The following is a 14,906-nucleotide window of genomic DNA, read 5'->3' as shown; positions in this document are numbered from 1 at the left end:
GCAAGGACGCGAAGAGAACTGGTTTTCGCGCAGAGGCGCGGAGGGCGCGGAGATGCATCGCGCGCGACAGTGTATTACCGTGCCTCCGGCTGGGACAGGCAGGCTGTTATCGCGGCAGCCGGAACCCCTCTGCGGCCTCCGCGCCTCCGCGTGAATTCAATCGAAGCGGAGCTTCGCCACCACCGGGAAGTGATCCGAGGGATAGAGCGCGCCGTCGTGACGGGTCACGGTTTCGACGGTGAGCGGCGTGAAGCCGCGCGTCAGGATCCAGTCGATGCGGCGGTCGGGCTGGCCGGTGAAATCGTGGAAGGTGTCGGCTGGGCCGCGCGGGCGAGCGGCCTGGTCGCGGGCGTCCTCGATGGCGGCGGTGAGAACCGCGTGCGTGCGCGTCGCGGGCGTCGTGTTGAAATCGCCGAGCAGGACAACGGGGTCGCCCTGCGCGATGGCGGGCAGCCGCGCGACGATCAGGCGGGCCGCCTTCTCGCGTGCCGGTTCGTCCTCCGCGCGATAGGGAAGATGCGTGTCGAGCAGGACGAAGCGGCGCCCATCGCGCGTCCGGAAGCGACCCCAGTTCACCATGCGCGGCAGCGGGTGGCCCCAGGTGATGCTGCCCGGCACGTCGGGCGTATCGCTGAGCCAGAAGTCGCCGTGGTCGAGCAGCGTCAGCCGGTCGGGGCGGTAGAAGATGCCCATATGTTCGTCGCCATGGCCGCCGCGGCGGTCGCGGCCGAACCAGCGATAGTGCGGCAGCGCGCGGACGATGTCGTCGCCCTGGCGCTGGAACAGCTCCTGCGTGCCGAACGCGTCCGGGTCGGCGGCGGCCACCGTCCGTGCGAAGAGCGCGCGGCGGTTCGCCCACACGTTGGCGCCATCGTCCGGATCGGGCAGCCGGACGTTGAACGTCATGACGGTCAGCGTCGGCGCGGGGCGGCCCGCGCCGGTCGAGGCGAACAGGGCGAGCGCGGCGAGCGTCGCGCGGCGCGAGATCATGCGCCCTCCAGCGTCCGGGCGCGGCGGCGTTGCACGCTGCTGCCGATGCCCATCGCTTCGCGATATTTCGCGACCGTGCGGCGGGCGATGTCGAAGCCCTTGGCCTGCAACAGTTCGACCAGCGTGTCGTCGGACAGGATCTTGGCTCCCTCATTGGCGATCAGGCCGCGGATCGCGCTCCGGACCGCTTCCGCCGAAACCGCGTCGCCGCCGTCGGCGGCCTGGATCGCACTGGTGAAGAAGTATTTCAGCTCGAAGACACCGCGCGCGCAGCTGAGATATTTGTTGCTCGTCACCCGGCTGACGGTCGATTCGTGCATCTCGATCGCGTCGGCGACCTTGGCGAGCGTCATCGGCCTGAGATGCGCGACGCCCTTCAGGAAAAACGCCTCCTGCTGCTTCACGATCTCCGTCGCGACCTTGATGATCGTGCGCTGGCGCTGGTCGAGCGCCTTGATGAGCCAGTTCGCGCTGGCCAGCGCCTCGGACAGCCACGCCTTGCTCGCCTTGTCCTGCGGGCCGTGGCTGAGTTCGTGATAATAGCGGCGGTTGACCAGCACGCGCGGCAGCGTCGCGGCGTTGAGTTCGATTCCCCATCCCGTCTTGGTTTTCGCGATGAACAGGTCGGGGGTGACCGCGAGCGCGGGTTCGCCGCCGTAGCGGCAGCCGGGCTTGGGATCGTAGCTGCGCAGCTCGCGGATCATGTCCGCCATGTCCTCGTCGTCGACGCCGCACATCCGCTTCAGCCGGGCAAGGTCGCCGCGCGCGAGCAGGTCGAGGTTGTCGATGAGCCGCGCCATGCACGGGTCGTAGCGGTCCGCCTCCTTCGCCTGGAGCGCGATGCATTCGGCGAGGTCGCGCGCGCCGACACCGGTCGGATCGAGCGTCTGGATGCGGGCGAGGACGTGTTCGACGCGCGCCAGCGCGGTGCCGAGCCGGTTGGCGATGTCGAGCAGCGGCACGGTGAGGTAACCCGCCTCGTCGATCTGGTCGATCAGGTGCTGCGCGATGAACCAGTCGGGTCCGTCCACCACCGCGCCCGCCTGCGCGAGCAAATGATCGGCGAGGCTCCCCGCACCGGCGGCGAGCGAATCGAAATCGAGCCCGTCCTCGCCGCCGCCGCCGCCGGTGCTGCCGCCGGTCATCGACAGCGCGCCGTCGAAGCCACCGCCGCCGTCGGCGATGCTGTCCTGCTGGTGGCTCTCGGTGGCATAGTCGACGTCGATCGGATCCGCGGCGGCGGCGCCGCTGACCAGTTCGTCGGCGCCGGCGGGTTCGTCGCGCTCGACGCGTTCGGGGCGGACGACCTCGTCGGTCTGCTGCGCCTCGAGCAACGGGTTCTTTTCCACCTCCTCGGCGATGAACCCCTCGATCTCCAGGTTCGACAGCGCGAGCAGCTTGATCGCCTGCTGCAATTGCGGCGTCATCACCAGCGATTGCGACTGCCGCAGGTCGAGGCGCGGGGCGAGGCTCATTTGGGCGACAGCCTTGCCATATCCCTACAGCGAAAAGCCCTCGCCGAGGTACAGGCGGCGGACGTTGGCGTCGGCGACCAGTTCCTCGGGGCTGCCCGCGAACAGCACGCGGCCATCGTAGATGATGTAGGCGCGGTCGACGATGTCGAGCGTCTCGCGGACGTTGTGGTCGGTGATGAGCACGCCGATGTCGCGGCGCTTCAGGTCCTTCACCAGATCGCGGATGTCGGCGATCGAGATCGGGTCGATGCCGGCGAACGGTTCGTCGAGCAGCATGATCGACGGTTCGGCGGCGAGCGCGCGGGCGATCTCCGCCCGGCGACGCTCGCCGCCCGACAGCGCCATCGCGGGCGACGCGCGCAACCGGGTCAGCCCGAATTCGTCGAGCAGCTTGTCGAGCTTGGCGGGCCGCGCGGCGGCATCGGGTTCGGACAGTTCCAGCACCGCGCCGATGTTCTTTTCGATCGACAGGCCGCGGAAGATGCTGGTTTCCTGCGGCAGATAGCCGAGGCCGAGGATCGCGCGGCGGTACATCGGCAGCTTGGTGATGTCTTCGCCGTCGAGCATGATCCGGCCCGAATCGGGCTTCACCAGCCCCATCACCGAATAGAAGCAGGTCGTCTTGCCGGCGCCGTTGGGGCCGAGCAGCCCGACCACCTCGCCGCGGTCGACCGAAACCGACACGTCGGTGAGTACCACGCGCTTGTCGTAGGACTTGGCGATGGAGATCGCCTGCAACCCGCGGCCGACCGGTGCTTCGTGGATCGCCTCGGCGGTCTGGAGATCGGAAAGGGCGGCGTCCATGGGCGTGATGCCTCGCAGCTTTGGGTTACCGAACCCCTATCGCGCGCGGCTGGCAGGGTTCGTGCATGTGCGGTGCGTCATGGCCCGCCCTGCGGTTCGATGGAAGCCCCTTCCGACGAACGGCGCGCGCCGGACGGCCGGCCGCGGCCGGCGATCCGGTGCGTCAGTTGCGGTTGGGGACCGAGAAGGTGCCGGTGACGCGCCCGCCCGGCGCGGCGGAGGTCGTGCCGCCGGTCGCGCCGCTGCTGCCGCGTACCGACGATCCGTCGATCACCGCGCGGCCGGTGTCGAGGTTGATCGTCAGCCGGCCGCCGTTGACGGTGTTGCCGCCCTGCGTCAGCGTGACCGCCCCCAGCATCGTGATGACGCGGCGGTTGAGATCGTAGATCGCATATTGGCTTTTGGCGGTCTGGTCCGGCCGGCGGACGGTGACGCCGCCGCTGGCGTCGAGCCGCGACACCTGCGGATTGCCGCCGACGACCTGTCCCGTATAGGTCACCGTCATCCGCGCCGCCGCCAGGGTCATCTCCGCCTGCTTGACCGAGACGTGGCCGGCGAGCACCGCGCGGTTCGCCTTGTCCTGCAATTCGATGTTGTCCGCGCCGAAATCGATCGGTGCGTTCGAATTGTGCGCCGTCTGCGCCGCGAGCGGGGCGGCGAGGAGGCCGAGGGAGAGGCCGGCGAATAGGGAAGCGCGCATGACCGGCTATTTCGTCGCTCGCGGCACGATCCGCAAGCGGGCATTGCCGCTGAGCCGCACGACGCGGCCCTCGAGGTCGGCGCTGAGCGTGTCGGCACTGAAATTGCCCTGCGGCACGGTGCCGGTCACCTTGCCCTGGCTGTTCATCGACTTGGACTTGAGGTCGATCGTCGCGTCGCTGGTGTCGAGGCGATAGTTGTTGGGGCCGCGGAACGCGATCGGCCCGTCGACCGCCATCCGTTCGGTGTTGAGGTCGTAGCGGCCCTGATTCGCGCGGAGCGTCGCCGGCCCGTCGTCGAGGGCGAGGTCGGCGGTCATCCCGTTGATCTGGACGACCGGCACGCTGCTGCTCTGCTGCACCGCCGACCCGGCGTTGAGCGCGAACGCCTGGCCCTTGTCGTCCTGGCCGCGATAGGTCGCCGCCTGGAGCTTCATCCGCTCCTTGGCGACCTCGACCTTGTTCTTGTCGAGCACGAACGACACTTCGTTGCTGGCGGTCAGCGGCGCCATCACCAGGAACGCGGCGAGGACGCCGATCCCGACCGGCAGCGCGGTGTTGAGCAGCCCGACGAAGCGGTCGTGGCGGCCGCCGGGCGCGGCCCAGCGCTGGCGGACCGAGCGCACCCCGGCCGACGCATCCGGGGCGACCGCGTCAGGCATGCGCGAAGATGTCGATGTCCGGCCAGCCGGCGAGGTCGAGCGCGGCGCGCGCCGGCAGGAAGTCGAAACACGCCTGCGCCATCGCGGTGCGCCCCTCGCGCGCCAGCCGGCGGTCGAGCTCGGCCTGCAACCGGTGCAGGTAGCGCACGTCGCTCGCCGCATAGTCCTTCTGCGCGTCGGACAGGTCCGGCGAGCCCCAGTCGGACGACTGCTGCTGCTTGCTCAGCTCCTGTCCCAGCAGCTCGCGCACCAACTCCTTCAGGCCATGGCGATCGGTATAGGTGCGGATCAGCCGCGAGGCGATCTTGGTGTCATAGGCCGGCGCGGCGACGATCCCCAGATAATGCTGGAGCGCGGCAATGTCGAACCGCCCGTAGTGATACAGCTTCACCCGCGCCGGATCGGCGAGCACCGCCTTCAGGTTGGGCGCGGCATAATCGCTGCCCGGACCGAAGCGGACGAGATGCTCGTCGGGCCCGCCGTCGGACACCTGCACGACGCACAGGCGGTCGCGCGGCGTGACGAGGCCCATCGTCTCGGTGTCGACCGCGATCGACGCGCCGGGGGCGAAGACGTCGGCGGGGAGGTCTTCCTCGTGGAAGTGAACTGTCATCCCGCGGCCCTACGCCGCAACGCCGCCGCGCTCAATGGCCTAGCATGCGGCGGCTCCCTCCCTTGGAAGAGCGGCGACCATGATTCGTGCCGTCGACGACACGGTGCGACAAGTATCCGCACCAACTGTTCGCCGGACGCGACGAATTTATTCGCGGCGACTTGGTTTCTAGGCTATGACGAGTCCCAAGGCGCAATAGGTTTGGCGCCCGAGGGCTCGCGTTCGTCGTCCGGCGCACGGGTTCTTGTCACGGATTGGATGCGGGCGAACCGGGAAGACGAACAGGGTTATGGGTTACGACAAAGGTGGCCGCGGCAATCGTGGCGGACGTGGTCGCGACAAGCGCGATGATTTCGGCGGCGGCAGCAGCGACTTCGGCGGCGGCGGCAGCAGCTTCGGCGGCGGTGGTTTCGGTGGCGGCGGCTTCGGCGGCGGTGATCGTGGCGGCTTCGGCGGCGGCAACAGCTTCGGTGGCGGCGATCGCGGCGGCTTCGGCGGCGGCGGTGGCGGCGGCTTCCGTGGCGGTGGCGGCGGCGGTGGTTTCGGCGGCGGCGGTGGCGGCGGGTTCAGCGGCGGTGGTCGCGGCATGCCCCCCCAGGTCGTCGGCGAGGGCACCGGCGTGGTCAAGTTCTTCAACGCGCAGAAGGGCTTCGGCTTCGTCGTTCGCGATGACGGCGGTGAGGACGTGTTCGTTCACATCTCCGCGGTCGAACAGGCCGGCATGAGCTCGCTCGCCGAGGGTCAGCCGCTCGGCTTCACCCTCGTCGACCGCGGTGGCCGGATCTCGGCGACCGAGCTGAAGATCGACGGCGAGCCGATGGCGGTGACCGAGCGTGCGCCCCGCGAGCCGCGCGAAGGCGGCTTCGGCGACCGTGGCCCGCGTCCCGGTGGCGCCGGCGGCGCGCCGCAGCGCCAGCTGACCGGCGAGAAGGCGACGGGCACCGTCAAGTTCTTCAACGCGATGAAGGGCTTCGGCTTCATTCAGCGCGACGATGGACAGCCCGATGCCTTCGTCCACATCTCGGCCGTCGAGCGCGCCGGCATGTCGACCCTGAACGAGGGCGACAAGCTGGAGTTCGAGATCGAGGTCGATCGTCGCGGCAAATATGCCGCGGTGAACCTGTCGGCCGCGTCGTAACGGTCCCGATTCGCTAACGAAAGGCCCGGCCCCGCATCCAGCGGCGCCGGGCCTTTTGCGTTTTGACGGGGCCGCATGGCGGCGGAGTGGAGAGGATGCGCGTGGTGAAGGTGGCATTGGTGCTGGGAATCGCCGGCGTGGCGGCGGTGTCCGCGTGGCAGGCGACGCCGACCCGCGCGCCGGTGGCGCAGGCACCCGCGCTGCCCGCAGCGGCCCCGGTGACGGACCCCGCCCCGGTCCTGGCGGGGGTGCCGGTCTATGCGGCGACCGTCGTCGCCCGTATGCCCCACGATCCGTCCGCCTTTACCGAAGGGCTGCTGTTCTGTGACGGCGCGCTGTACGAGAGCACCGGCAAGGAGGGCGCATCGGATATCCGCCGCGTCGACCTCGCCACGGGCAAGGTCGCCGCACGCGCGCGACTCGACCCGGCGCTGTTCGGCGAAGGGATCGGCTGCTGGAACAAGGGGTTGCTGAGCGTGACGTGGAAGACCGGGATCGGTTTCCGCTGGACGCTGCCGGCGCTGAAACGCACCGGCGCGCCGCTTCGCTACGCGGGCGAGGGCTGGGGGATGACCGGCGACGGACGCGCGCTGATCCTGTCCGACGGCACCGCGACGTTGCGACGGATGGACCCGGCGACGTTCGCGGAGCGCGGCCGGATCGCGGTGACGATGAACGGCAAGCCGCTCAAGCAGCTGAACGAGCTGGAATATGTTCGTGGGCGCATCCTCGCCAACGTCTGGATGACCGGCTTCATCGCGCGCATCGATCCCGCGACCGGCAAGGTCGACGGCATCGTCGACCTGCGCCCGATCGTCGCCGAGGTCGGCAACGCCGATCCCGACGCGGTGGCGAACGGCATCGCCTATGACGCCGCGGGCGACCGACTGTTCGTGACGGGAAAATACTGGCCGACGCTGTTCGAGATCAGGATCGGCGAGGAGGTCGGCCGCGCGCGCTGACGGCCGCCGCCCGGCGCCCGCGACGCTGCGCCCGATGCGCGCCTGGGGTGTGATCGGTCCGAGCCAAAGCCCCTATCCAACGACGGCGGTGTAGCGTTACCTCCGCCGGCGCCCGGCCCTCATCGGGTGAGGGATGGCATGTGGGCCCGACCATGCGGATCGTCGTCCAAGCCACAGGCGGCTTGCGGGACGCCGAGGCCGATCAGGTCACCAGCCGCTTCAGCGTATCGACGCGGTCGGCTTCCGCGGCGGGCTTGTCGGTCCTGATCCGGGCGATGCGGGGGAAGCGCATCGCGATCCCCGATTTGTGGCGGGTGGAGGCGTGGATCGAATCGAACGCGATCTCCAGCACCATCGTCTTGTCGACCTCGCGCACCGGACCGAAGCGATTGAGCGTGTTGCGCCGGACGAAGCCGTCGAGCATGCGCAATTCCTCGTCGGTGATCCCCGAATAGGCCTTGCCGACGGGCAGCAATTCGCCGTCCTCGGTCCAGCAGCCGAACGTATAGTCGCTGTAATAGGACGATCGCCGGCCGCTGCCGCGCTGCGCGTACATCATCACGCAATCGGCGGTGAGCGGGTCGCGTTTCCACTTGTACCACAGGCCGGCGCGACGACCGCCGACATAGGGCGAATCGCGACGCTTGAGCATCACGCCCTCGATCGCCGCATCGCGGGCCCCGGCGCGGATCGCCTCCAGCGCGGTAAAGTCCGCCGCATCGATGACCTGGCTGAGGTCGAAACGATCGGGATCGAGGCGGGGGACGAACGCCTCCAGCCGGGCGCGCCGCTGCGTCCAGGGCAAGGCGCGCAGATCCTCGTCGCCGTCGATCAACAGGTCGTACAGGCGGACGAAGGCGGGATAGGCGGCCAGCATCTTCGCCGACACCGTCTTGCGGCCGAGCCGCTGCTGGAGCGCGTTGAAGCTCGCCGCGCCGCCCCCCTCGTCCAGCGTGCCACCCTGCACCTCGCCCTTCACCAGCAGTTCGCCGTCGACGGTACCGGACACGGCGAAGGCTGCCGCGACGTCGGGGAAGCTCGCCGTGACGTCGTCGCCGGTGCGGCTGTAGAGGCGGGTCTGGCCGGCGACATGGACGATCTGGACGCGGATGCCGTCCCATTTCCATTCGGCGGCATAGTCGGCGAGGTCGACGCGCGCGTCCTCCAGCCCGTGCGCGAGCATGAACGGGCGGAACACCGGCACGTCCGCGGGGGTCGGCTGCGGCCCGCTGCCCTGTGCCCAGGCGAACAAGGTCGCATAGGGTGGCGCGAGGCCGTGCCAGACCTCCTCCACCGCATCCACGTCCAGCCCGAACGCCTGTGCCAGCGCGGTCTTGGCGAGCCGCGCGGACACGCCGATGCGCAAGCCCCCGGTGGCCATCTTGAGCAGCGCGAACCGTTCCTCGGCGTCGAGCCGGTCGAGCATCGCGGCGAGTGCCGCCGGCGCGTCGGCGCGCGACAGGTCGCGCAGCGCGTCGACCGCGGCGGCGATCGACAGCGGCGCGCCGCCGGGCGCCGGCACCGGTGCCGGCCACAGCAGCGCGACCGTCTCCGCGGTATCGCCGACATAGTCGCGGCTCATCCGGAACAGCACGGGATCGACCCGCGCCTCGATCAGCGCGCGGATCTGCGCCGGCTTGACCCCGGGCAGGTCGAGGTCCCCGGTCAGCGCCGCCATCGCCCAGCCGCGGTCGGGATCGGGCGTCGCGTGCAGATAGTCGACGATCAGCTTCAGCTTCGCGTTGCGGCCGCGCGTGTAGATGAGCGAACCGAGAAGCGCGGCGAAAGCGTGCATGGGTGTCGGAACGCGTGGCGCAGCCGATCCGCTCCCATTAGGACAGCGCGATGATGCGACGGCGGAGCGGAATCGGAATCGTGGCGCTTGCGGGCGCGATCGCAATCGCGGCGCTGCTCGCGTTCGGCTATCGCGAGGCGGTCGCCGACCCGCTGGTGCGGACGGCACGGGTCGCGCTGCCCGACTGGCCCTTCGGCGCGGCGCCGGTGACCGTCGCGCTGTTGAGCGACATCCACATCGGCAATGCCGCGATGGACGAAACCCGGCTGGCCCGGATCGTCGCGCAGGTGAATGCGCGCCATCCCGATCTGGTGCTGCTGGCGGGTGATTTCGTTGCCGGTCACGAGCGGCGCGACGCGCGGGCCGCACCGGGGCTACGCGCGCTGAAGGGACTGCGCGCGCCGCTTGGTGTCGTGGCGGTACCGGGGAACCACGACCATTGGACCGACGTCGCGGCGGTCGATGCGGCGTTGACCGCCGCGCATGTGACCGTGTTGCGCAACGCCGCGATCGCTCGCGGACCGCTGGCCATCGGCGGGGTGGACGACGAGCCGACGCGTCACGACAAGTTGCCACAGACGCTGACACAATTGTCGCAGCTTGACGGGGCGCGGATCGTCCTCGGCCATTCGCCAGACAGCGCTCCCAAAATCGACGGCCGTGCAAGCGTGATGCTTGCCGGCCATACGCATTGCGGTCAGCTCAACTTGCCGTTCGTCGGCCCGCCGGTCGACGTTTCCCGATACGGCGCGCGCTACCGGTGCGGAGTCATTCGCGAAGGACCGCTGCGCGTAATCGTGAGTGCAGGACTTGGTTGCAGCGTCGTGCCTTTGCGCTTTCGCGCACCGCCAGACTGGTGGCTCGTCACTCTGGGCCCGCGGTCACGATAGACTTCGGCGGCGGGACGCTATGATCGTACAGTGATACGACACGCGCCCCGCCGCGCTCGCCGTATCACCCCTTGCGGCTGGCCTCGAACAGGAACCAGGCGCGCTCTTCGGCCTGGTCGGTCCATTCGTCGACGATGCCGCTGGTGGCGTTGTCCCTGGCCTCCTCGGCCGCGTCCTTCACGACGCGGAAGCTTTCGACCAGCCGCAGATTGTCGTCGCGCAGCTCGGCGAGCATCGCCGCGGCATCGACGAAATCCTGGTCGTTGTCCGCGATCGTCTGGCGGCGGCCGATATCGCCGATCGAGCGCAGCGTCGTGTTGCCGGTCTTGCGCACGCGCTCGGCGATCGCGTCGGTGACGCCGAGGATCTGCGCCGCCTGATCGTCGAGCAGCAGGTGATAGTCGCGGAAATGCGGACCGGATACGTGCCAGTGGAAGTTCTTGGTCTTGAGGTAGAGCGCGTAGCAATCGGCGAGCGAGGCGTTGAGCGCGTCGGCGACGCTGCGCGTGTTGCGAAGATCGGTGGGCACGTCGAGTGCCGGATTGACGTCGGCCATGGCAAGCTCCTGAAGGAAACGGGTCGTTGCGGCAACGATCCGATACCCGAAACGCTCCCGGCGTCACGTCCGTTTTGCGTATCTGCGCGGTCTTGCGTCTAGATCAGTCCCAGCGCCCCCAGCGCGAGCCACGCCGCGACGAGCAGGAAGGCCGCGCCGGTGATCCGCCGCGCGGCGGCAAGCGGCAGGGCGAGCCAGTCCCGCTCTCCGAGCAGCGCGGCCGGCACGATCACCGCGAGCGCGCCGAGCGTCGCGCCGACCGCCGCGAGCCATGGCAGGTCGCTGCGCGCGGCCAGCGCCGCGACGATCAGTTGCATCCCGTCGGACCAGACCAGCAGCAGCGTTCCGGCAAAGGCGGTGGCCCAGGCGCCGCTCCGCCAGCGATCGAGCCGCGCGGGCGCGCGCACCGGCCACAGCGCGCCGCCACCCTGGAGTGCCAGCGCGAGCGCGAGGAACAGCCGCTTCGCCTCCGGCGTCAGCCGCGGCGTGAGCCACGCCCCCGCCAGCGCGGCGATCGCCGCCGCCAGGAGCAGTGCGAGCGCGGCCATCGCGATCACGACGCCCGGCCGGCGCTGGCGATCGGCCAGGATCGCGGCGCGCCATGCCGGCCGGTCGCCGACATGCGCCAGCGCCGCCGCCACGAGCGCCGCCATCACGGCATCCATCAGCCCGCCAGTCGTACCGAACAGGCGGCGGCGAAGGCGTCGCAGGCGGTAAGATCCTGCCGCTCGCATGCGATCGCGTCGCCCAGCATGCCGAGCCAGCCATGGACCAATGCGCCATGCTCGCCGCGCGAGAGCGCCGAATCGACGAAATGGGCGACGGTGACGGCGGGGTTCAACCCGTTGCGGTGCGCGATGAGCCGGATCTGGTTGATGTCGGGTTTGAGGTCGCGGGCGCAGGTATAGGGTGCCTTGACGTCGATCGCGGCGATTCGTGCCGCAAGGTCGGCGCGCACCGCGTCCAGCGTCCCGCCATCCCGATCCATCGCCTGCCCCATCGTCCCGCTCCCGCTATCCGTATCGGCCTGTTTTCAGGGGCGCATCATGCGCCGGTAATGGTAAGGGGCCGGTTAAGGCAGGCCGTCCGTCCGGGCGCGTGCGGTTGACATCGGCGGCCGCTTCAGCCATGCGCCGCGGCTGATCGAGCGGCGGCGTTGGTGCTGCCGCTCTCCTTGTTTTCAGGATTAGGGCTCATGGCCAAGCCGACTACCGTCAAGATCAAGCTCGTCAGCACCGCCGACACCGGCTTCTTCTATGTCACCAAGAAGAACCCGCGCACGAAGACCGAGAAGCTGAGCTTCAGCAAGTACGATCCGGTCGTGCGCAAGCATGTCGAGTTCAAGGAAACCAAGATCAAGTAAGCGCGCGGGCGGCTGCCCGGCCGCCGGTGCCCTGACGATCGTCCCCGAGAGCCGCCGGCGCGCTGCGCGTTCCGGCGGCTCTCGGCGTGTCCGCCCGTGGCGCATTCCGCTACGGCGACGGCGGCGCGCCGGACACATTGCGTTCATCTTCATCCGCCATAGCGGCGGTTGGCGGCCGGATCCTTCGGCTGCCCTGTATCGCGTCACTACGGGTCAAGGGCGGCATTCTCTTCGCGAGGGTGCCGCCCTTGGTTTTCCGGGGCGAATCGCGCGACGCCGCCGCACCCTCCCTCTGTCATCGCCGCGCCACGGGCCGGCACCACGGGCGATCCAGCGTGACATTCGACCACCCCGCCGCCTCCGCCGGATCCGGCCCCGCGGACCCCAAGACCCCCAGCGCAGGCTATTGCATGGCGGCCTGGGCCGCGGTCTGCCGGTCGGAGGCGATCGCGGAGTTCGACATGCGCGGTCACCTCACCTGGGCGAACGCGCTGTTCCTGGCACGCGTCGGCTATCGGCTGGACGAGGTGATCGGACGGCACCACCGGCTGTTTTGCCCCGACGATGTCGCCCGCTCGCCCGCCTACGACCGCTTCTGGGCGACGCTGCGCGCCGGCGATTTCGTCGGCGGCGAACACCGGCGCTGCGACAAGCAGGGGCAGCCGATCTGGTGGCAGGCGACGTACAACCCGATCTTCGACGCGGCGGGCGTGCCGCAGCGCGTGCTTAAGGTGGCGAGCGACATCACGCGCCAGGTCCAGCTGGAACGCGAGGCGCAGGCGCTGCTCGACGACAGCCGCCGCTACCAGGAGGCGCTGGAGGAGCGGACGGGGACGCTGGAGGGGACGATGACCGAGCTCGGCGCGATCGTCGCGTCGATCCGCCAGATCGCGCAACAGACCAATCTGCTCGCACTCAACGCCGCGATCGAGGCGGCCCGCGCGGGCGAGAGCGGCGCGGGGTTCGCGGTGGTCGCCGCGGAGGTCAAGAAGCTGGCGGGCGACACGCGCGCGGCGACCGAGCGGGCGACCGCGATGCTGGAGGATTAGGCCCCGCCCGCGCGGGAGTCAGACCAGGGCGTTCACCGCATCCATGAACCGCGCGAGGCTGATCGGTTTCGACACATAGGATCGCGCACCGGCGGCCCGGATCCGCTCCTCGTCGTCGCGCCCGGCATAGGCGGTCACCGCCATCACCGGAATCGCGCGCAGCTGTTCGTCCGCCATCAGCTCGAGGATCAGTTCATAGCCGGTGACGTGCGGCATCTGGATGTCCATGACGATCAGGTCGGGGGCGAAGGCGCGCGCCCGCGCCACCGCCTCGCGTCCGTCGCGGACCGGTTCGGCGACGAAATCGTGCGCGCGGAGCAGGTCGCAGAACAGTTTCAGATTGAGTTCGTTGTCCTCGACAACGAGCACCCGTTTCGCCACGTGCTTCATCACCCTTTGCAAACCGGGAAGATAGGCAATGCGCGCGCGCGATACAAACATCCCCGATGCGGAAGTATTGGGATTGCAGGCTTTGATATGGACGATCGATGAACCGGAGCGCGCCAGCCGGCTGATCGCCGTCACCGGCCTCGACCCCGACGACCTGCGCGCGCGGGCGGGGGAGCCATCGGTGCTCGCCGCCGTTATCGGCTATCTCGAATCCCACGAACCCGACCTTATCGCCTGCGCCGCCGCGCTGCATGTGCCGCCGCAGGCACTGGTCGCCGCCCACGAAGCCCTGGAGGCCCGATGAAGCCGCTGCTGATTTCCGATTGCGACGAAGTGCTGCTCCACATGGTCAGGCATTTCGGCGTGTGGCTGGGCGAGACGCATGACATCGATTTTACGCCCGATGGCGCCGATTTCGTCAATTCGATGCGCCGCCGCGACACCGGTGCGGCCCCGACGCGCGAGGAGATGTGGGCGATGCTGGGCGGGTTCTTCCCCGCGGAAATGCACCGCCAGACGCTGGTGCCGCACGCCGCCGAAGCGCTGGCGCGGCTCGCCGAACGCGCCGACATCGTCATCCTCACCAACATCACCGACGCGTGCAGGAGCGCGCGGATCGATCAGCTGGCGGCGTTCGGCATCGCGCATCGCGTCGAATGCAACCAGGGCGGCAAGGGCGATCCCGTTGCCCGGCTGGTCGCGGAGCACGGCGATCCGGTGACGGTGTTCGTCGACGACCTCGCCGTGCATCACGAATCGGTCGCGCGGCATGCGCCCGGCGTGCACCGGCTGCACATGGTGTCCGAGCCGACCCTGGCCCCCAGCGTCGTGCCGGCCGAGCACGCGCACGCGCGGATCGATGACTGGCGCGAGGCGGCGGACTGGATCGCGGCGCGCTTCGATGCGGGCGTGCCCGCCGGCTGACGAGACGGTTTTCGCCGCCGCGCCGATCCCCTACACGGCCACGAACCCATCGATGAAGGACCCCGCATGACCACGCATATCGACCGCAAGCTCGAAGACCTCGGCCTGACGTTGCCGGAGGCCGCGGCGCCGGTCGCCGCCTATGTTCCCGTCGTCGAGGCAGGCGGCATGCTGCACCTGTCGGGGCAGCTGCCGTTCCGCGACGGTGCGCTGGTCACCGGCCGGCTCGGCGACGGCGTGTCGCTGGAGGACGGGCAGGACGCGGCGAAGCTGTGCGGCCTGATGATCGTCGCGCAGGTGAAGAAATATCTCGGCGGCGACCTGTCGCGGGTGAAGCGGATCGTCAAGCTGGGCGTGTTCGTCAATTCGCACGGCGACTTCACCGACCAGCCCAAGGTCGCCAACGGCGCCTCGGAGCTGATGGTCGCGCTGTTCGGCGACGCGGGCAAGCACGCGCGCAGCGCGGTCGGCGTGCCGGTACTGCCGCTCGGCGCCGCGGTCGAGGTGGATGCGATCATCGAACTGAACTGATCGCGCGCACGGCTTGCGCAAGGAGGCGTAGCCCCCCTCCGCAAGCCGCCGCCGGCATCCTATATC

At 69.6% G+C, this 14,906-nt stretch carries 19 protein-coding genes; 8 read left to right on the top strand and 11 right to left on the bottom strand.

Features of this window, described 5'->3' with window-relative positions:
- Window positions 1–156 precede the first annotated feature (156 nt).
- From LPN01_RS12475 to LPN01_RS12450, 6 genes are all read right to left on the bottom strand, one after another.
- On the bottom strand, window positions 157–990 hold the full coding sequence (locus tag LPN01_RS12475) for an endonuclease/exonuclease/phosphatase family protein (RefSeq protein WP_262828743.1): 834 nt from the start codon (window positions 988–990) through the stop codon (window positions 157–159).
- The gene (gene rpoN / locus LPN01_RS12470) at window positions 987–2,465 is read right to left on the bottom strand and encodes an RNA polymerase factor sigma-54 (protein WP_262828742.1); all 1,479 of its coding nucleotides are present in this window, start codon (window positions 2,463–2,465) and stop codon (window positions 987–989) included. Before rpoN ends, LPN01_RS12475 begins: the two co-directional genes overlap by 4 nt.
- 24 nt (window positions 2,466–2,489) lie before the next feature.
- Window positions 2,490–3,269 (bottom strand): LPS export ABC transporter ATP-binding protein, encoded by a 780-nt coding sequence (gene lptB / locus LPN01_RS12465; protein ID WP_262828741.1) that lies wholly within the window; start codon window positions 3,267–3,269, stop codon window positions 2,490–2,492.
- 163 nt (window positions 3,270–3,432) lie between these two features.
- Window positions 3,433–3,969 carry an LptA/OstA family protein gene (locus LPN01_RS12460; protein ID WP_262828740.1) on the bottom strand — a complete coding sequence of 179 codons (537 nt, stop codon included), beginning with the start codon at window positions 3,967–3,969 and terminating at the stop codon, window positions 3,433–3,435.
- 6 nt (window positions 3,970–3,975) lie between these two features.
- Window positions 3,976–4,629, bottom strand: a complete 654-nt coding sequence (gene lptC, locus LPN01_RS12455) for an LPS export ABC transporter periplasmic protein LptC (protein WP_262828739.1) — start codon at window positions 4,627–4,629, stop codon at window positions 3,976–3,978.
- Complete coding sequence (locus LPN01_RS12450; RefSeq protein ID WP_262828738.1) at window positions 4,622–5,242, bottom strand: ribonuclease D; 621 nt, start codon at window positions 5,240–5,242, stop codon at window positions 4,622–4,624. Before LPN01_RS12450 ends, lptC begins: the two co-directional genes overlap by 8 nt.
- Window positions 5,243–5,531: 289 nt before the next feature.
- Between LPN01_RS12450 and LPN01_RS19095 the strand changes: the two genes are divergently transcribed.
- The gene (locus LPN01_RS19095; RefSeq protein WP_316747940.1) at window positions 5,532–6,380 is read left to right on the top strand and encodes a cold-shock protein; all 849 of its coding nucleotides are present in this window, start codon (window positions 5,532–5,534) and stop codon (window positions 6,378–6,380) included.
- 104 nt (window positions 6,381–6,484) lie between these two features.
- Entirely contained in the window at window positions 6,485–7,342 is an 858-nt protein-coding gene (locus tag LPN01_RS12430; protein ID WP_410482828.1) for a glutaminyl-peptide cyclotransferase, read from the top strand.
- Between the two features lie 202 nt (window positions 7,343–7,544).
- Here LPN01_RS12430 and LPN01_RS12425 read toward each other — a convergent pair whose 3' ends face one another.
- A complete protein-coding gene (locus LPN01_RS12425; RefSeq protein WP_262828737.1) occupies window positions 7,545–9,137 on the bottom strand; it encodes a cisplatin damage response ATP-dependent DNA ligase in 1,593 nt (530 codons plus the stop codon).
- A gap of 50 nt (window positions 9,138–9,187) precedes the next feature.
- Here LPN01_RS12425 and LPN01_RS12420 point away from each other — a divergent pair, with 50 nt between their 5' ends.
- A complete protein-coding gene (locus LPN01_RS12420) occupies window positions 9,188–10,027 on the top strand; it encodes a metallophosphoesterase (RefSeq protein WP_262828736.1) in 840 nt (279 codons plus the stop codon).
- Between the two features lie 64 nt (window positions 10,028–10,091).
- Here the strand turns inward: LPN01_RS12420 and LPN01_RS12415 are convergent, their stop codons facing one another.
- The 3 genes from LPN01_RS12415 to LPN01_RS12405 all read right to left on the bottom strand — a co-directional run bounded on the left by LPN01_RS12415 (window position 10,092) and on the right by LPN01_RS12405 (window position 11,583).
- Window positions 10,092–10,583 (bottom strand): Dps family protein, encoded by a 492-nt coding sequence (locus LPN01_RS12415; RefSeq protein ID WP_262828735.1) that lies wholly within the window; start codon window positions 10,581–10,583, stop codon window positions 10,092–10,094.
- Between the two features lie 98 nt (window positions 10,584–10,681).
- A complete protein-coding gene (locus tag LPN01_RS12410; RefSeq protein WP_262828734.1) occupies window positions 10,682–11,236 on the bottom strand; it encodes a TMEM165/GDT1 family protein in 555 nt (184 codons plus the stop codon).
- 11 nt (window positions 11,237–11,247) lie between these two features.
- Window positions 11,248–11,583 carry a hypothetical protein gene (locus LPN01_RS12405; RefSeq protein ID WP_262828733.1) on the bottom strand — a complete coding sequence of 112 codons (336 nt, stop codon included), beginning with the start codon at window positions 11,581–11,583 and terminating at the stop codon, window positions 11,248–11,250.
- A 195-nt stretch (window positions 11,584–11,778) separates the two neighbouring features.
- On the opposite strand from LPN01_RS12405, the gene rpmG reads away from it, so the two are divergent.
- Together rpmG and LPN01_RS19090 are read left to right on the top strand one after the other, a co-directional pair.
- Window positions 11,779–11,946 carry a 50S ribosomal protein L33 gene (rpmG, locus tag LPN01_RS12400; RefSeq protein WP_254289072.1) on the top strand — a complete coding sequence of 56 codons (168 nt, stop codon included), beginning with the start codon at window positions 11,779–11,781 and terminating at the stop codon, window positions 11,944–11,946.
- A 410-nt stretch (window positions 11,947–12,356) separates the two neighbouring features.
- Window positions 12,357–12,995: a methyl-accepting chemotaxis protein gene (locus LPN01_RS19090; RefSeq protein WP_316748000.1), complete on the top strand. Its 639-nt coding sequence runs from the start codon at window positions 12,357–12,359 to the stop codon at window positions 12,993–12,995.
- Between the two features lie 18 nt (window positions 12,996–13,013).
- On the opposite strand, the gene LPN01_RS12385 is transcribed toward LPN01_RS19090, so the two are convergent.
- Entirely contained in the window at window positions 13,014–13,376 is a 363-nt protein-coding gene (locus tag LPN01_RS12385) for a response regulator (RefSeq protein WP_262828785.1), read from the bottom strand.
- 37 nt (window positions 13,377–13,413) lie between these two features.
- Between LPN01_RS12385 and LPN01_RS12380 the strand changes: the two genes are divergently transcribed.
- The 3 genes from LPN01_RS12380 to LPN01_RS12370 all read left to right on the top strand — a co-directional run bounded on the left by LPN01_RS12380 (window position 13,414) and on the right by LPN01_RS12370 (window position 14,840).
- Window positions 13,414–13,689: a DUF3572 domain-containing protein gene (locus tag LPN01_RS12380; RefSeq protein ID WP_262828732.1), complete on the top strand. Its 276-nt coding sequence runs from the start codon at window positions 13,414–13,416 to the stop codon at window positions 13,687–13,689.
- Window positions 13,686–14,309 carry an HAD family hydrolase gene (locus tag LPN01_RS12375; RefSeq protein WP_262828731.1) on the top strand — a complete coding sequence of 208 codons (624 nt, stop codon included), beginning with the start codon at window positions 13,686–13,688 and terminating at the stop codon, window positions 14,307–14,309. Before LPN01_RS12380 ends, LPN01_RS12375 begins: the two co-directional genes overlap by 4 nt.
- Before the next feature lie 66 nt (window positions 14,310–14,375).
- On the top strand, window positions 14,376–14,840 hold the full coding sequence (locus LPN01_RS12370) for a RidA family protein (RefSeq protein ID WP_262828730.1): 465 nt from the start codon (window positions 14,376–14,378) through the stop codon (window positions 14,838–14,840).
- Window positions 14,841–14,906 lie beyond the last annotated feature (66 nt).

The sequence above is a fragment of the Sphingomonas sp. A2-49 genome (assembly GCF_025548555.1).
In the GTDB taxonomy this organism is placed as follows: domain Bacteria; phylum Pseudomonadota; class Alphaproteobacteria; order Sphingomonadales; family Sphingomonadaceae; genus Sphingomonas.
Note: the sequence above shows the minus strand (reverse complement) of the source record. Positions and strands in the feature narration are given on the sequence as shown.

Bases quoted from the DNA above. Each gene is read 5' to 3' on its own strand.
- LPN01_RS12475 (WP_262828743.1), bottom strand. From the start codon at position 990: ATGATCTCGCGCCGCGCGACGCTCGCCGCGCTCGCCCTGTTCGCCTCG.
- rpoN (WP_262828742.1), bottom strand. From the start codon at position 2,465: ATGAGCCTCGCCCCGCGCCTCGACCTGCGGCAGTCGCAATCGCTGGTG.
- lptB (WP_262828741.1), bottom strand. From the start codon at position 3,269: ATGGACGCCGCCCTTTCCGATCTCCAGACCGCCGAGGCGATCCACGAA.
- LPN01_RS12460 (WP_262828740.1), bottom strand. From the start codon at position 3,969: ATGCGCGCTTCCCTATTCGCCGGCCTCTCCCTCGGCCTCCTCGCCGCC.
- lptC (WP_262828739.1), bottom strand. From the start codon at position 4,629: ATGCCTGACGCGGTCGCCCCGGATGCGTCGGCCGGGGTGCGCTCGGTC.
- LPN01_RS12450 (WP_262828738.1), bottom strand. From the start codon at position 5,242: ATGACAGTTCACTTCCACGAGGAAGACCTCCCCGCCGACGTCTTCGCC.
- LPN01_RS19095 (WP_316747940.1), top strand. From the start codon at position 5,532: ATGGGTTACGACAAAGGTGGCCGCGGCAATCGTGGCGGACGTGGTCGC.
- LPN01_RS12425 (WP_262828737.1), bottom strand. From the start codon at position 9,137: ATGCACGCTTTCGCCGCGCTTCTCGGTTCGCTCATCTACACGCGCGGC.
- LPN01_RS12420 (WP_262828736.1), top strand. From the start codon at position 9,188: ATGATGCGACGGCGGAGCGGAATCGGAATCGTGGCGCTTGCGGGCGCG.
- LPN01_RS12415 (WP_262828735.1), bottom strand. From the start codon at position 10,583: ATGGCCGACGTCAATCCGGCACTCGACGTGCCCACCGATCTTCGCAAC.
- LPN01_RS12410 (WP_262828734.1), bottom strand. From the start codon at position 11,236: ATGGCGGCGCTCGTGGCGGCGGCGCTGGCGCATGTCGGCGACCGGCCG.
- LPN01_RS12405 (WP_262828733.1), bottom strand. From the start codon at position 11,583: ATGGGGCAGGCGATGGATCGGGATGGCGGGACGCTGGACGCGGTGCGC.
- rpmG (WP_254289072.1), top strand. From the start codon at position 11,779: ATGGCCAAGCCGACTACCGTCAAGATCAAGCTCGTCAGCACCGCCGAC.
- LPN01_RS19090 (WP_316748000.1), top strand. From the start codon at position 12,357: ATGGCGGCCTGGGCCGCGGTCTGCCGGTCGGAGGCGATCGCGGAGTTC.
- LPN01_RS12380 (WP_262828732.1), top strand. From the start codon at position 13,414: ATGCGCGCGCGCGATACAAACATCCCCGATGCGGAAGTATTGGGATTG.
- LPN01_RS12375 (WP_262828731.1), top strand. From the start codon at position 13,686: ATGAAGCCGCTGCTGATTTCCGATTGCGACGAAGTGCTGCTCCACATG.
- LPN01_RS12370 (WP_262828730.1), top strand. From the start codon at position 14,376: ATGACCACGCATATCGACCGCAAGCTCGAAGACCTCGGCCTGACGTTG.